12 protein-coding genes are annotated in these 14,385 nt (G+C 73.9%); 1 reads left to right on the top strand and 11 read right to left on the bottom strand.

Annotated elements, in window-relative coordinates:
• Positions 1 to 125: 125 nt before the first annotated feature.
• From ACZ4TG_RS11635 to ACZ4TG_RS11590, 10 genes are all read right to left on the bottom strand, one after another.
• Entirely contained in the window at positions 126 to 1,658 is a 1,533-nt protein-coding gene (locus ACZ4TG_RS11635) for an alkaline phosphatase family protein (RefSeq protein ID WP_468161733.1), read from the bottom strand.
• Positions 1,659 to 1,790: 132 nt separating this feature from the next.
• Positions 1,791 to 2,882 (bottom strand): 2-aminoethylphosphonate ABC transporter substrate-binding protein, encoded by a 1,092-nt coding sequence (locus ACZ4TG_RS11630; RefSeq protein WP_468161731.1) that lies wholly within the window; start codon positions 2,880 to 2,882, stop codon positions 1,791 to 1,793.
• A gap of 109 nt (positions 2,883 to 2,991) precedes the next feature.
• Entirely contained in the window at positions 2,992 to 3,789 is a 798-nt protein-coding gene (locus ACZ4TG_RS11625; RefSeq protein WP_468161729.1) for an ABC transporter permease, read from the bottom strand.
• Positions 3,776 to 4,870, bottom strand: a complete 1,095-nt coding sequence (locus tag ACZ4TG_RS11620; protein ID WP_468161727.1) for a 2-aminoethylphosphonate ABC transporter permease subunit — start codon at positions 4,868 to 4,870, stop codon at positions 3,776 to 3,778. Before ACZ4TG_RS11620 ends, ACZ4TG_RS11625 begins: the two co-directional genes overlap by 14 nt.
• Positions 4,863 to 5,912, bottom strand: coding sequence for an ABC transporter ATP-binding protein (locus tag ACZ4TG_RS11615; RefSeq protein ID WP_468161725.1), 1,050 nt, complete (start codon positions 5,910 to 5,912; stop codon positions 4,863 to 4,865). Before ACZ4TG_RS11615 ends, ACZ4TG_RS11620 begins: the two co-directional genes overlap by 8 nt.
• Positions 5,909 to 6,619, bottom strand: coding sequence for a phosphonatase-like hydrolase (locus ACZ4TG_RS11610; RefSeq protein WP_468161723.1), 711 nt, complete (start codon positions 6,617 to 6,619; stop codon positions 5,909 to 5,911). Before ACZ4TG_RS11610 ends, ACZ4TG_RS11615 begins: the two co-directional genes overlap by 4 nt.
• A gap of 5 nt (positions 6,620 to 6,624) precedes the next feature.
• Entirely contained in the window at positions 6,625 to 7,746 is a 1,122-nt protein-coding gene (locus tag ACZ4TG_RS11605) for a TIGR03364 family FAD-dependent oxidoreductase (protein WP_468161721.1), read from the bottom strand.
• Positions 7,747 to 7,894: 148 nt separating this feature from the next.
• The gene (locus tag ACZ4TG_RS11600) at positions 7,895 to 8,677 is read right to left on the bottom strand and encodes a GntR family transcriptional regulator (RefSeq protein WP_468161719.1); all 783 of its coding nucleotides are present in this window, start codon (positions 8,675 to 8,677) and stop codon (positions 7,895 to 7,897) included.
• 206 nt (positions 8,678 to 8,883) lie between these two features.
• Entirely contained in the window at positions 8,884 to 10,068 is a 1,185-nt protein-coding gene (locus ACZ4TG_RS11595; RefSeq protein WP_468161717.1) for a hypothetical protein, read from the bottom strand.
• Positions 10,069 to 10,557: 489 nt separating this feature from the next.
• Complete coding sequence (locus ACZ4TG_RS11590; RefSeq protein WP_468161715.1) at positions 10,558 to 11,802, bottom strand: ROK family protein; 1,245 nt, start codon at positions 11,800 to 11,802, stop codon at positions 10,558 to 10,560.
• On the opposite strand from ACZ4TG_RS11590, the gene ACZ4TG_RS11585 reads away from it, so the two are divergent.
• Positions 11,801 to 12,892, top strand: a complete 1,092-nt coding sequence (locus ACZ4TG_RS11585; RefSeq protein ID WP_468161713.1) for a Gfo/Idh/MocA family oxidoreductase — start codon at positions 11,801 to 11,803, stop codon at positions 12,890 to 12,892. The genes ACZ4TG_RS11590 and ACZ4TG_RS11585 overlap by 2 nt on opposite strands.
• Positions 12,893 to 13,485: 593 nt before the next feature.
• Here ACZ4TG_RS11585 and ACZ4TG_RS11580 read toward each other — a convergent pair.
• Positions 13,486 to 14,343, bottom strand: a complete 858-nt coding sequence (locus ACZ4TG_RS11580; protein WP_468161711.1) for a fumarylacetoacetate hydrolase family protein — start codon at positions 14,341 to 14,343, stop codon at positions 13,486 to 13,488.
• Positions 14,344 to 14,385 lie beyond the last annotated feature (42 nt).

Raw genomic sequence — 14,385 nt, 5'->3', positions numbered from 1 at the left:
CTCCGCTCTGCGGGGCCTCTGACCTCGGGGGCCTCTGGTCTGTACCACCCTAGCCGGGACGGGCCGTGGGCGGAGTACCCGTCCACGGCCCGGACAGCGGCCCGCCGCGGGTCACGCCGGCGGGCTCAGCCGAGGGTGACGTTGTCCACGGTCCAGTACCAGTTGTTGGTGCCGGTGTAGCGGAAGCGGATCTGGACGTCGGTGGCGCCGGCCGGGACCTGGAGGTTCACGGTCTCGGTCCTGGCGACCGCGTCGGCCGTGTAGTTCTTCACCACGGCCGGGGCGGCGCCGTTGTAGGAGACCAGGACCTGGGCGGTCTGTCCGGCGTCGTGGCGGTAGTGCGTCTGGTAGCTCAGCACCTTCGTGGTGCCGCCGGTGACCGGCCACTTGGGGGTGATCAGGGTGGAGTCGAAGGTTCCGGTGTGGCTCTTGTCGTCCCACTCGTCGGAGTCGGCCACCGCGAACACGTCGCGCGAGCGGACGTTCAGCTCACGCCACTGGTCGCGCTGCGACTGGCTCCAGAACTCGTCGGTGGCGAAGGCCCAGCCGGCCCATTCGGTGACTCCGCCCGCGCCCATCCGGGAGTTGTCCACGGCCCAGCCGGCCGGCGGGGTGTGCGTGAAGCCCTTGACGCCCGCCGGGATGCCCGTCTCGTCCACGCGGGCCTGGAGGTTGGGGCGCAGGGCGTCGAAGGGGTCGTTGTCGGGGGCGTTCAGCGGGACCCCGTCGAGGGCGGAGCCGGTGACGCCGACCTGCGCGAGGGCGGTCGCCGCGACGTCGACGAGGCGTACGTCGGCGCGGACCGAACCGGCGGGGATTCCGGGGCCCTTGGCGATGACGAAGGTGCCGCGCTCCTGGAGGGTGGAGCCGCCGTGGCCGCCCGCGTCGGTGTGGCCGTGGTCGGTGGTGACCAGGATCTTCCAGTTCTCCTGGGCGTACGTCGGGCGGCTCTGGACGGCGGTGAGGAGCTGTCCGACCAGTACGTCGACGCGGGCGATGGTGTCGAGGTACTCCTGGCCGGCGGCACCGGAGGAGTGGCCCGCGTGGTCGACCTCCCCGAGGTAGACGAAGGCGGCGTCCGGGTTCTTGTCGCGCAGTTCGGCGGCGGCCGCGGCGGCGATCTTCGGGTCCTCGCTGCCGTAGCCGTCGCGGTCGCCCTTGAGGGAGAGCCGCTTGTCGACCTTCGGGGAGAAGATCGGGCCGTTCTGGTCGGTGGAGGTGATGGGCTCCCAGTCGGCGGCCGCGTACGTGTTGAGCGTCGGCCTGGCGTTCTCGATGCGGGTCAGGAAGTCCGGGTGGGCGGCGTAGTTCTTGCCGGTGAAGGAGTTGTCCTTCACCCCGTGCTTGTCGGGCCAGACCCCGGTGGCGATGGTGGACCAGCCGGGGCCGGAGGAGGTGGCGGCCATGGGGTTCGCGTAGAGGGTGCTCTTCGCGGTCAGGCCGGCGGCCATCAGGCCGTTGAGGTGGGGGGCGTCGGCGGCCTTGACGCGGTCGAGGACCACGCCGTCGAGGCCGATGACGAGGACCTTGTCGGTGTTGGCGGCGGGGGCCGCGGTGGCGGTGTGCGCGCCGAGAGCGGTGGCCAGCAGGGCGGCGGTGGTTGCGGTTGCGGTTGCGGCGACCGTCAGTACCCGGCGCGGCGGCAGGACAGTGGGCACGTACTCCTCCGGGAGTAATCGTGGGAAGGCGCGAGTGGCGTGCGACGGGTCCGGACCGAGGGTGCGGCCTTCGGTCCAGACCCGTTATCCATCTGTCACTGTCCCGGTCGTGGGTGTCCGGGGAGTGACCGGTCAGCTTCCGGTGGCCGACTTCCACGCGTCCACGTAGCCGGTCAGGTTCTTGTCGATGTCGGCCCAGTCGGGCTCGAAGACCTCGACACCCGTCATGATCTTGGTGAGTTCGACGGCGTTGGCGTCGGTCGGCTTGACGTCGCCGCGCGCCGGGAAGCCCCCGCCCACCTCGCTGACCAGCTTCTGGGCGTCCTCGCCGAGGAGGTGGTCGAGGAGCTTCTTGCCGTTCTCGGTGTGCGGGGCCTTGTCGACCAGGCCGGCGGCGTACGGGAGGGCGAAGGTGGTCGGCTTGCCGCCGTCCTTGGCGGGGAACCAGATGCCCAGGTTCGGCATGGCCTTGGACTGGGCGAAGTTCATCTGGACGTCGCCGTTGGCGACCAGCAGCTCGCCCTTGTCGGTCTTGGGCGCGAGCTTGCTGGTGGAGGAGGACGGGCCGACGTTGTTGGCCTGGAGCTTCTTCAGGTACTCCATCGCCGGCTCCTTGCCGCCGAAGTCGTGCATCGACTTGATGAGCACGGCGGTGCCGTCGCCCGCGACGCCGGGGGTGGAGTACTGGAGCTTGCCCTTGAACTTGGCGTCGAGCAGCTCTTCCCAGGTCTTGGGGGCGTCGGTCAGCTCCTTCTTGTTGCAGACGAAGCCGAAGTAGTTGTTGACGACCGAGGTCCACTTGCCGTCGGCGGCTTTGTCGCCGCCCTTGACCTGGTCGGAGCCCTGCGGCCGGTAGGCCTGGAGCAGCCCCTTGCCGTCGGCCTGCTGGATGAAGGGCGGCAGGGTGATCAGTACGTCGGCCTGGGTGTTGGTCTTCTCGCGGACGGCGCGCTGCACCATCTCGCCCGAGCCGCCTTCGACGTACTTGACCTCGATGCCGGTCTTCTTGGTGAAGTCGGCGAAGACCTTGTCGTACCAGCCGTCGCCCTTCTCGCTCTTGAGGCCGTCGGCGCTGTAGACGGTGACGACCTTCTCGCCGCCCTTGGAGTCGGCGGAGGAGGCCGATCCGGCACAGGCGGTGAGGCCCGCGGCGAGGGCGAGGCTGCCGGTGACGGCGGCGGTGGTGCGCAGGAGACGGGGACGGCTGCCGGGGTTGCTGGGCATGGAGCTTCCTTACGGGGAAAGGGAGTCAGCAGAGGTTCAGCGGTGCGCGGTGGGTGTTCGGGGGCCGGGGCGGCCGGGGGGTGCGTTCGGGGGGCCGGGGGCCGGGGGTTCAGCGGTAGGACGCCTTGGTGCGGATGCGGGAGACGGCCAGCAGGACCAGCAGGGTGGTGGCCATCAGGACCACGGCGACGGCGGATCCGCCGAAGAGCGAACCCCGGTCGGTGGCGGTGAAGACGCGGACCGGCAGGGGCATCCAGTCCGGCGGGTAGAGCATCATCGTGGCGCTGAGCTCGCCCATGGACAGGGCGAAGCAGAGCCCGGCCGCCGCGGTGAGGGAGGGCAGCAGCAGGGGGAGCTTGACCCGCCACAGGACGTACGCGGGACGGGCGCCCAGGGAGGCCGCCGCCTGCTCGTACGCGGGGTCGAGACGGACGATGGCAGCCGAGACCGACTGGTAGGCGAACGCCGTGACAAGGATCGCGTGCGCCAGGATGACGATGCTGCTGGTCCCGTTGAGCAGGAGCGGCGGCCGGCTGAAGGCGACGAGCACGGCGAGCCCCACCACCACCGACGGCACGGCGACGGGCAGCATGAACAGGGCGTCCAGGGACCGCTTCCCGCGCTTGTTCAGCCCGGCGGCGGCCAGCGCCGCCCAGGTGCCGACGGTGAGCGCGAGCAGGCTGGCGGCCAGGGCGGTGACCAGGGACGTGGTCAGGGCCTGGAGGGACTCGCCCTGTACCGCGGAGGCGTAGTTCCCGGTGGTCGGGCCGGAGGGGAAGGCGCCGGACCAGTGGGTGGCGAAGGAGGCCGCCACCACGACGAGCAGCGGCAGGGCGAAGAGGGGAAGGAAGAGGAGGCCGAAGAGGCTCCAGGCGGCCCAGCGGCCGGCCTTGCTATGCACCAGCACGCTTGCTCACCACCCGGTAGAGGCCGAACAGGCCGACGGAGATCGCGATGTTGACGACGGCGACCACGCAGGCGGCCGAGTAGTCGGATTCGAGGATCGCCTTGCCGTAGACGAGCATCGGGAGCGTCGTGACGTCCTTGGCCCCGGTGAACAGGACGATCCCGAACTCGTTGAGGCACATGACCAGGACGAGGCTGCCGCCGGCGGCGAGGGCCGGCAGGGCCTCGGGCAGGATCACGCGCCGGATGATCCGCGCGGGTCCGGCGCCGAGCGAGGAGGCCACCTCCAGCTGGGCGGTGTCCAGTTGAGAGAAGGCGGCGAGCAGCGGGCGCATCACGAAGGGCGTGAAGTAGGTGATCTCCGCGAGGAGTACGCCCCACGGCGTCGTCAGGAAGTGGAAGGGGCCGTCCGCGACGCCGAGGACATCGGTCCAGACCCCGTTGGCCATGCCGACGGTGCCGTAGATGAAGAGGAGGGCGAGGGTGATGAGGAAGGAGGGGAAGGAGAGGAAGACGTCGATGAACTTGGCGACGCCCTTGGCTCCGGGGAAGGGCACGAAGGCGATCACCAGCGCGAGCGCGAAGCCGAGTACGAGGCAGCCGGCGGTGGCCCCGACGGCCAGCCAGACGGTGGTGCCGAGGGCTTCGCGGAAGGCGGTGGAGGCGAAGACGGAGGAGTAGGCGTCGAAGGCGCCGCCGCCGTTCTCGGGGGTGAGGGACTGCTGGACGACCAGCGCGACGGGGTAGAGGAAGACCAGCGCGAGCACGGCCACCGGCGGGAGGGACCAGAGCAGGCCGGGGAGGGTACGGGGCGCTCGCGCGGCCGGGGCCGGGGCCGGGGGGCCGGTGGTCGGGGCGGCGGGGCCGGTGGCCTGGCCTTCGGGCGGGCCCGGCGCGGGGACGCGCAGCGGCTGGTGCGGGATCGCCGGGGCCGGTGCGGCGGAGGCGGCCGAGGCGTCCGAAGTATCCGTGGTGTCCGTGGCGTTCGTGGTGTCCGAGGTGTTCGTGGTGTCCGAGGTGTTCGTGGTGTCCGCCGGAGGGGATTGCGGCCCCGGAGCGGCCGGCGCGGAGGCCTCAGCCATCGGACACCCCCGCCGACAGCAGGACGGCGTCCCGGGGCTCGAAGTGCAGGGTCACCTCGTCGCCCAGGGCCGGCGTCTCGCGCAGCTCGGGCAGGTCCGCCTTGATGCGGTGGCCGTCGACGTCCACGTACAGCCGGTGCGTCGAGCCGCGCCACTGCACCTCGGCGATCTTGCCGCGCAGGGCGTTGGGGCCCTCGCCGAGGCCGATCAGGTGCGGGCGTACGCACAGGGTGGCGCCCGCCCCCGGCGCCGCGCGGCCCCGGTCCAGCTCCAGCGCGCGCCCCTCGAACACCGCGCCGCCGTCGGCCACGGTGACCGGCAGCAGGTTGGCGTTGCCGACGAAGGAGGCGGTGAACTCGGTGGTCGGCGCCCGGTAGAGCTGCTGCGGGGTGCCGCAGTCCTGGAGCCGGGCCCTGTCCATGACGGCGATCCGGTCGGCCAGGGTCAGCGCCTCGACCTGGTCGTGGGTGACGTACAGGATCGACACGTCGGGCAGCTCGCGGTGCAGCCGGGCCAGTTCGGCGAGCATCCCGGACCGCAGCTGCGCGTCCAGCGCGGACAGCGGCTCGTCGAGGAGCAGCACCCCGGGGCGGATGGCGAGCGCGCGGGCGATGGCCACGCGCTGCTGCTGGCCGCCGGAGAGCTCGCGGGGGTAGCGCTTGGCGTAGGCGGCCATCCCGGTCATCTCCAGGGCCTGCGCGACCCGGCCGGGTATCTCGGCCCTGGCGGCCTTCTGTGCCTTCAGGCCGAAGGCGACGTTGTCCTCGACCCGCATGTGCGGGAACAGCGCGTACTGCTGGACCACCATCCCGATGCCCCGCCGGTGCGGCGGCAGGGCGGTGACGTCCCGGCCGCCGATCAGCACGCGTCCCGCGACGGGGCGCACGAACCCGGCGACCGCCCGCAGCGCGGTGGTCTTGCCCGAACCGGACGGGCCGAGCAGGGCCATGACCTCGCCCTGCTCGACGGTCAGGTCGAGGGAGTCCAGGACGGTGGTGCCGTGGTAGGCGACCGAGACGCGGTCGAAGCGGATGCCGCTCACGTGCCGGACTCCCGTGCCGTCCGGGCGAGGATCCCGGGGAGTTCCGCGATGGAGCCGAGCACGTGGGTCGCCCCGTGGCCGTCCAGGGTGGCCCGGTCGTGGGCGCCGGTGAGGACGCCCGCCACGATCCCGGCCCCGGCGCGGCGACCGCTGAGCATGTCGTACGCCGTGTCGCCCGCGACCACCGTCTCGCGTACGTCGGACACCGCGCCGGTGCGCAGGAACGCGGCCAGCACCATGTCCGGGTAGGGCCGGCCGCGGCCGCCCGCGTCGGCGGGGCACAGCGTCAGGTCGGCCAGGTCCTGCCAGCCGAGGGCGTCGAGGATGGCGTCCTGGGTGACGCGGGCGAAGCCGGTGGTCAGGACGACGGTGCGGCCGCCGGCGCGCAGTTCCTCGATGGTCTCGCGGGCGCCGGGGACGGGGGCGATGAGGCCGCCGTCGACGAGTTCCCCGTAGGCCTGCTCGAAGGCGGAGTTGGCGCGGCGGGCCAGGTCCTCCGTACCGAAGAGGTGGCGGAAGACGGAGATCTTCGACTCGCCCATGGTGTCGCGGACGTAGCGGAGCTTCGCGTCGTGGTCGGCGCTGCCGGGCTCGACGCCCAGGTGCGCGGCGGCGCGCTCGAAGGCCCGCTCGACGAGACCGCCGTCGGCGACGGTGGTGCCGGCCATGTCCAGGACGATCAGGTGGTTCGTGGATTCGTTGCTCATGCTGGTTACCAGCCCAGTTCGTTCGCGGTGGTCTCGGCAATGGCGGGCGAGCAGGTCATGCCGCGCCCGCCGGGTCCGGTCACCAGCCAGACGCCCTCGCTCACCTGCTGGCGGTGGACGACGCGGGTGGTGTCGGTGCACTGCGCGTACACGCCCGCCCAGCGCCGGTGGATCTTCGGCAGCGGGCGGCCCAGGAAGGACTCGACGACCCCGGTGAGGTGCTCGTAGGGGTCTTCGAGGGTGTCGAACGCGAAGGGGTGCTCGTACTCGTGGGTGTCGCCGATGGTCAGTCCGCCGTCGCGGCGCTGGACCATCAGGAGCTGCATCCCGTGCTCGGCGGCGACCGGCGCCTGCGGCTGTCCGGCGCTCAGGGCGTCGAGGGCGGGCGAGGCGTACGCGGGGTAGTAGCGGAAGCTGTCCGCGTCGGCGACCGAGGTGGTCAGCGCCTCTCCCAGCGGGGCGGTCTGCATCATCTGCAGCCGGACGCGGCGCACGGGCAGCTCGGGCGCCAGCTCGCGGACCAGGCCGCTCAGCCAGGCGCCGGTGGCCAGGATCACCGCGTCGCCGCGGTGGACGTCGCCGTGGTCGTCGCGGACGGCGCCGGGGCCGGTGACCTCGCGGACCTCGCGCCCGGGGAGGAAGGTGTACCGGCCGGTGGCGCGCAGGGCCTCCCGGAGGTGGAGCTGTGCGGTGCGCGGCTCCACGGCCGCGTCCCGCTCGCACCACAGGGCCGCCTCGAAGGCGCCGCGCAGGGCGGGGTTGATCTGCCGGGCCTCGGCCGCGGTGACCAGCTTGTAGCCGCGGGCGGCGGCGTCGGGCCGGGCCACGGCCGCCTCGGCGACCGCGTACTCGTGGGCGCCCCGGACGGGGGTGAGGGAGCCGATCGCGCGGAAGCCCAGACCGGGCACCTCCGCGCCGATCCGCTCCCAGAGCTCGCGGGCCCGCAGGGCGGTGTCGAGCTCCTCGCCCCCGGCCCGGCCGCTGACCCAGATCTGGCCGAAATTGCGCAGTGACGCGCCGCGCGCCTCGGCCTCCCGCTCGATCTGGACGACCTCGTGGCCGCGTTGGACTGCTTGCCAGGCGTGCATGGTGCCGACCACGCCGCCTCCGACGACTATGACTCTCACGCCGTCCACGGTGCGGGCGGCCCATGGCCCGCGCGGGGCCGCCCGGTGGCGCGCCGGTGAACAGCCCTCGACTGTTGGACTAGACCCGTTATCTTTCTGTGATTTCATTACGCCCCTTTCAGGGTGGTTCGATGAGGATCGGTCTCGGCTATTCGGGCCGCAGGCGGGTCGTGAAGCTGAACCGGTCGCCACGGTAGAGCGAACGTACCCGCTCCAGCGGACGGCCATCCTGATCCCGCGAGAAGCGGTGGATGAGCAGCATCGGAAGAGCCGGAGGGGTGCCGATCAGCAGCGCCTCGCGCGGGGTCGCGAGGACCGTTTCCAGCCGCTCGTCGGCGTCGCCGAACGAGATGCCGAGGCTGTCGTGCAGGTACTCGTAGAAGGAGGAGTCCGGCTGGAAATCACTGTCCAGCCGAGGCGCCCGGGCGACGCGGATGTACGTGCTCTCCAGGCCGACCCGCTCGTCGTCCGCGAGCAGGACGCGCTCCAGGTGCCAGACCGGCTCGCCGGCCTCGGCGCCGATGCCGCGGGTCAGCTCGGCGGGGCAGGGGAACCGCTCCAGACCGATGAGGTTGCGGCCGGGTCGGCGGCCCTGGCGGCGCACGCCCTCGGTGTAGCTCGCGAGCGCGAGCGGCTGCTCCAGCTTGGGCCCGGCGACGACGGTGCCGCGGCCCGAGCGGCGCAGGCGGCCCTCCAGCAGCAGCTCGCGCAGGGCCTGCCGGACGGTCTCGCGCGAGACCTCGTACTGCTCGGCGAGATCCCGCTCGGTGGGCAGCAGCCCGCCCTCCCCCAGCTCCTCGACGAGTACGGAGACCCGGGCCTTGACGGCGTAGTACTTGGGGATGCGGCCGTGCTCGGGAATCCCCGAACGCACGGGCAGGCCGGGGTGGTGGGGGTGGGGGTGGGGCTGGTGCCGGGTCTGTTCTTCCACCCTGGGACTGTACGCGGGCGAGGTGTACGGGGGTGGCTGTGCGGGGGGGGCTGTGGGGGGCCGGCTGTGCGGGGGTGGCCGTGCCCGGGTCGGCGTCGGGGGTCGGCGGTGCCCACGTCGGCGTCGGGGGGCCGTGCCCGGGTCGGCCATGCCGGGGTCGACGTACGGGGGTCGGCGTACGGGCGGGGCCCCGGGGGCCTCAGGCCTCAGGGTGTGGATCGCAGGCGGCGGGCTCCGATCAGCAGTCCGCCGCCGGTGGCGAGGGCGGCCACGGCGCCGACCCCGAAGGCCCAGTCCCGGGGGCCGGTGTGCGCGAGCGATCCCGCCTCGACGGGCTCGTCCGGCCCCTCCAGGAAGAACCGGTAGCCGCCGGCCTCGCCGACCCAGTCGCCGTCGTCGGCCTTGCGCTGGACGAGGGCGGCATCGGCGACGACCTCGCCGTGGGGGGCGTCGGGCGCGAAGGCGAGCTGCACCTTGACGGTGAGGGAGCCGCCCGCGCCGACGGAGAACCCGGAGAAGGCGTCGCCGCCGTCGAACACCGCGATGATCTCGTCGCGGTCGGTGTGCTCCAGGGTGACGGGGTAGGGGCCGCCGGGGGCGTCGAACTCCATCCGGAGGTGGGCGGGACGCAGGGCGCGCGCCTTGTCCGTGAAGACGACCACGGGGTGGATGTCGGTGCACTCGTCGCGGGTGGTGTTGGTCAGGTCCAGGAACCATGACTGCGCCCCGCCGCCGGTCCGGTAGACGGCCGGTCCGCCGCGGATCCGGGCGCCGATGGGGAAGGCGGTGCTCTTGCCGTCGCCGCAGGTGGCCTGCACCCGGGAGGGCAGCGCGGGCGCGGGGTAGGCGCCGCCGCCGTTGCCGATGGGGCCGGTGGCGGTGGTACCGGCCGCGGCAGCGGGGGCGTTGTCGACTGCGACGTCGGCGGGAGTGCCGTTGCCGGCCGCTGCGGCGGGGACGGGGGCGGGGTGGCCGACCGGGGCGTTGACGGGAGTGCCGTTGCCGAGCGGGGCGAGGGGAACGTTGCCGACCGCGGCTTTGCCGACCGCTGCGGCGGGGGCGGGGTGGCCCACTGCGGCGCGCGCGGGGACGTCATGGCTCACCACCTCGGAGGCGGCGTTGCCGACCGAGGCGGCGGTGGTACCGACCGCGGCGGTGGTGATGGTGGCGCCGACCGCGGCGGTGTCGGGGGCATGGCCGGCGGCGGCGTTGACGGAAGCGGCGTTGCCCACCGCGGCGGAGGCGGCGTGGCCGACTGCTGCGGAGGAGGCGGCGTGGCCGATCGCGGCGGCGGCGGGCGCGAGGCCGGGGAGGAGGGTTGCGGAGAGGACGGCCGGGAGCAGCACGGCCGGTAGTGCGGCGGGGAGGGCAAGGGCTTTGCGCAGTCGCATGGAAGACCTTCGCAGCTCGCCGGACGGGAACGATGATCAGACGAGGCGACAATCACCCCGGCCTGCCCGCACCCTGCCAGGCCCGCCCGACCCCTCTCGGACCGCCACGCCTGGGTCGCCCCGGTTTACCCCTGATCGGCCCACCCGGTCAAGCCGGGCCCCGGCCGGCTCCGCCGGACCAGCCGCCACCGTGCAGCCCGGCCACCCGGCCACCCGGCCACCCGGCCACCCGGCCACCCGGCCAGCAAATCCCAGCCTCGCCGGCGTTTGAGGCGCGGGGGCCCGGGGGCTGGCCCCCGGCAACGGCGCCGCACCACACCACCGGAGCCCAGGCCACACCTGGCGACCCCCGGCCCCGCCGAACACCTCCGCCCGCCGGGCCGCTCCGGCCGTGCCTGGCAAACCCAGCCCCGCCGGCGTTTGAGGCGACGGGACCCCGGGCCCGGCCCCCGGCAGCGGCGCCGCAGCAGAGCCCCCGCCCCGCACGGGTCACCGGCCCAGCCCACCGACCCGTCCGAAGAACCCGCCCAGCACCAGCTCCGCCGCCCCCTCCGCCACCCCGCCCCCGGCCACCGCCACCGCCACCACCGGCGCCGCCGGCGCCTGGGCCGGGGCCGACCCCGAGACCGGGACCGAGGCCCACACCGGGGCCACCGGGGCCACCGGAACCGGCGCCAGGTTCCGCCGCGCCAGCACCGCCCGGACCCCGGCCACGAACACCTCCGGGTCGGCGTCTACCACCCGCCCGCCCAGCAGCACCCGGTCCACATCCAGCAGCGCCACCACGTTCGCCGCCCCCTCCCCCAGGATCCGCGCCGCCTCGGCCAGGTCCCCGCGCGCCACCGCGCCCAGGCACAGCGCCTCCACGCACCCCCGCCCCCCGCACCGGCACTCCGGCCCGTCCAGTTCCAGCACCTGGTGCCCGAACTCCCCGGCGGCCGAGCGCGCCCCCCGGTACACCTCGCCGGCCAGCCGCAGCCCCGCCCCCAGGCCGGTCCCGACGTGCAGGTACACGGAGCCGCCCGGGTCGGGGCCCGCCGCGGCCACCCCGGCGTTGGTGTCCTTGTCCACCACCACCGGCAGGTCCGGCCCCAGCCGCCCCGCCAGGACCTCCCGCAGCGGGAACCCCTCCCACTCCGGGAACCCCGTCACCCGCCCGAACACCCCGGTCCGCCAGTCGAGCGGGCCCGGTGCCGCGACCCCCACCCCGAGCAGCGGCAGCCCCGCCCCGCCGACATCGGAAACCCGCGCGACCGCCCGTACCACCGCGTCCACCACCACCGCCGGGCCCGCCCCGAAGTCCAGCGGGCCGCGATGCCGCTCGACGACGCCGCCCGCGAGGTCGACCCGGACGGCGCGCAGCTCGTCGCGGTCCAGGTGAACCCCGACCGCGTGCCGGGCCCCGGGGACCAGCCGCAGCAGGGTGCGCGGCTTGCCGCCGGTCGAGGCGCCTCGACCGGCCTCCGCCACCAGTCCGTCCGCGGCCAGCCGGACCATGATCTTGCTGACGGCCTGCGGGGTGAGGCCCGTACGGGCGGCGAGCTCGGTCCGGCCCAGCCCGTCCGGACCCGCGCCGCGCAGCAGGTCCAGCAGGAGCGCCTCGTTGTGACCGCGCAGGGCCGGCAGGTTCACACCGCCCCGACTGCCCCAATTGCGCTCATTAGCCTCATTGCCCTGGTTCACCCTGCCGACTCCCCTTGCACTTAGGCAACGCTGTTGCCAAAGTATGCCCATGAACGCCTCCTCCCCGCTCCGCGTCGGACTCATCGGCTACGGACTCGCCGGCTCCGTTTTCCATGCCCCCCTGGTGTCCGCCACCGAAGGGCTCGTCCTCGACACGGTCGTCACCTCCGACCCGGGCCGCCAGGCCCAGGCCCGTGAGGCCTACCCGGACGTCCGGATCGCGGAATCCCCCGAAGAGCTCTGGGCCGGCGCGGGCCAGGCGCCGGCCGTCGACCTGGTCGTGATCGCCAGCCCCAACAAGACCCACGTCCCGCTCGCCACGGCCGCCCTCACCGCGGGCGTTCCGGTCGTCGTGGACAAGCCGCTCGCCGCGACCGCCGCCGAGGCCCGCGAACTCGCCGCCCTCGCCGAGAAGACCGGCACCTTCCTGTCCGTCTTCCAGAACCGCCGCTGGGACAACGACTTCCTCACCCTGCGCCGGCTGCTGGCCGACGGCGAACTGGGCGATGTGCAGCGCTTCGAGTCCCGCTTCGAGCGCTGGCGGCCGCAGCTGAAGGGCGGCTGGCGGGAGTCCGGCGCGCCGGAGGAGATCGGCGGCCTGCTGTACGACCTCGGCAGCCATCTGGTCGACCAGGCACTGGTGCTGTTCGGTCCGGCCGTACGGGTCTACGCGGAAGCCGACGTACGCCGTCCGGGCGCGCAGACGGACGACGACACCTTCATCGCGATCACCCACGCGGGCGGGGTCCGCTCGCACCTGTACGCCAGCGCGACCGCCGCGCAGCTGGGACCGCGGTTCCGGGTCCTCGGCTCCCGGGCGGGCTACGTGAAGTACGGGCTGGACCCGCAGGAGGCCGCCCTGCGCGAGGGGCTGCGGCCGGGTTCCGGGGACCAGCCGTGGGGCGTGGAACCGGAGCACATGTGGGGGCGGCTGGGCTCGGGCGAATCGCCGCTGACGGGTGGCGGCACCCCGACGCGGACTGTGCCGGGCGACTACCCGGCGTACTACGCGGCCGTCGCGGCCGCGCTGCGCGAGGGCGGCCCGGCTCCGGTCACGGCGACGGAGGCGGCGCAGTGCCTGGCGGTCCTGGAGGCGGCCCACCGCTCGTCGCGCGAGGGCGTGACGGTGGAGCTGACCTAGACCCTGTCGTCGAAGTGGCGCCGTTAAGGCCCGCGCCGTCCGGCGGCATGGGGTCTCCCCAGGCCCGCGGAGGGGCGAGGGGAGGCATCGCAAGGCCGAGGGCCGCCCGTGTACGAGACGTACTCGGGCGCCCCGACAAGGCGACGAGCCCCGGTGCCGGGCGTCGCGGGCCCGGGGGGGCACCTCCCGGCGGTAGCTGGGGGAGCCACTCTGACGCCAGGGCCTAGCGGCGTCGCTACCGAGCGGTCGGGGCGGCCACGAACCCGTCCTGACCGGCGGCTCGACGGCCGGGCACCTCGACGCGGCGCCCCGGCACCCGTGGGCCCGGCACCTCGGCACCCAGGCACCCGGCACCCCGGCACCCGTTGGGCCCGGCACCCCGGCACCCCGGCACCCCGGCACCCCGGCACCCCGGCACCCCGGCACCAGCCTGCCTGGCACCGGCACCGGCACCGGCCCGCCGCCCCGCCGGTAGCGGTGCGCGGCGTACGAGACCTCCCGCCCCCGGGAGCCCGAGAGGGGCGGGCCGCCCTCCGGCGATCCGCCCCTCCCCCGCATCGGCCGCGGCCCACGGCCACTGGCCGGGCGCGCCCCTACGCGCTCTTGAACTCCTGCCGCTGCCGGCCGAGGCCCTCGATCTCCAGCTCCACCACGTCACCGGCCCGCAGGTACGGCTTCGGCTCGGGCTGGCCCATGGCCACTCCCGCCGGGGTGCCGGTGGCGATGACGTCTCCCGGGTGCAGGGTCATGAACTGGCTCAGGTACCGCACGACCTCGCCGACCGGGAAGATCTGGTCCGAGGTGTTGCCGTCCTGCTTGAGCTCACCGTTGACCCACAGCTTGACGTCCAGCCGCTGCGGGTCCGGTACCGCGTCGGCCGTGACCAGCCAGGGGCCCAGCGGGGTGAAGGTCTCGCAGTTCTTGCCCTTGTCCCAGGTGCCGCCGCGCTCGATCTGGAACTCGCGCTCCGAGACGTCGTTGACCAGCGTGTACCCGCCGACGTGCGCCAGGCCCTCCTCGGCGGAGGCCAGGTAGCGGGCCGTGGCGCCGATGACGACGCCGAGCTCGGCCTCCCAGTCGGTCTTCACGCTGCCGCGCGGGATCAGCACGTTGTCGTCCGGGCCGACCACGGTGTCCGCGGCCTTGAGGAAGAGGATCGGCTCGGCCGGCGGCTCCGCGCCGACCTCCGCCGCGTGCCCGAAGTAGTTCAGCCCGATGCCCACGATCTTGCCGATGCGGCCGATCGGCGAACCGATGCGCAGGCCTTCGAAGGCGAGTACCGGAAGCTCCCCGGACGCCGCGGCTTCCCGTACCCGGGACAGCACGGAGTCGTCGGCCAGCAGGGCGCCGTCCACATCCGTGATCAGGCCGGAAAGGTCCCGCAGGGTCCCGTCCTGGTCGAGGAGCGCAGGGCGCTCCGACCCGACCGGTCCGACACGCAGCAGCTTCATGGGCATTCTCCCGTGGTCGAGGGTGGTCGGCCCATGGGCATG

It is taken from the genome of Streptomyces sp. NPDC028314 (genome assembly GCF_055565795.1).
The sequence above is the reverse complement of the archived record's forward strand: the minus strand, read 5'-3'. Positions and strand labels throughout refer to the sequence as shown.

Coding starts and splice junctions, on each gene's coding strand:
- ACZ4TG_RS11630 (WP_468161731.1), bottom strand. CDS start 2,882: ATGCCCAGCAACCCCGGCAGCCGTCCCCGTCTCCTGCGCACCACCGCC.
- ACZ4TG_RS11620 (WP_468161727.1), bottom strand. CDS start 4,870: ATGGCTGAGGCCTCCGCGCCGGCCGCTCCGGGGCCGCAATCCCCTCCG.
- ACZ4TG_RS11610 (WP_468161723.1), bottom strand. CDS start 6,619: ATGAGCAACGAATCCACGAACCACCTGATCGTCCTGGACATGGCCGGC.
- ACZ4TG_RS11595 (WP_468161717.1), bottom strand. CDS start 10,068: ATGCGACTGCGCAAAGCCCTTGCCCTCCCCGCCGCACTACCGGCCGTG.
- ACZ4TG_RS11585 (WP_468161713.1), top strand. CDS start 11,801: ATGAACGCCTCCTCCCCGCTCCGCGTCGGACTCATCGGCTACGGACTC.
- ACZ4TG_RS11590 (WP_468161715.1), bottom strand. CDS start 11,802: ATGGGCATACTTTGGCAACAGCGTTGCCTAAGTGCAAGGGGAGTCGGC.
- ACZ4TG_RS11580 (WP_468161711.1), bottom strand. CDS start 14,343: ATGAAGCTGCTGCGTGTCGGACCGGTCGGGTCGGAGCGCCCTGCGCTC.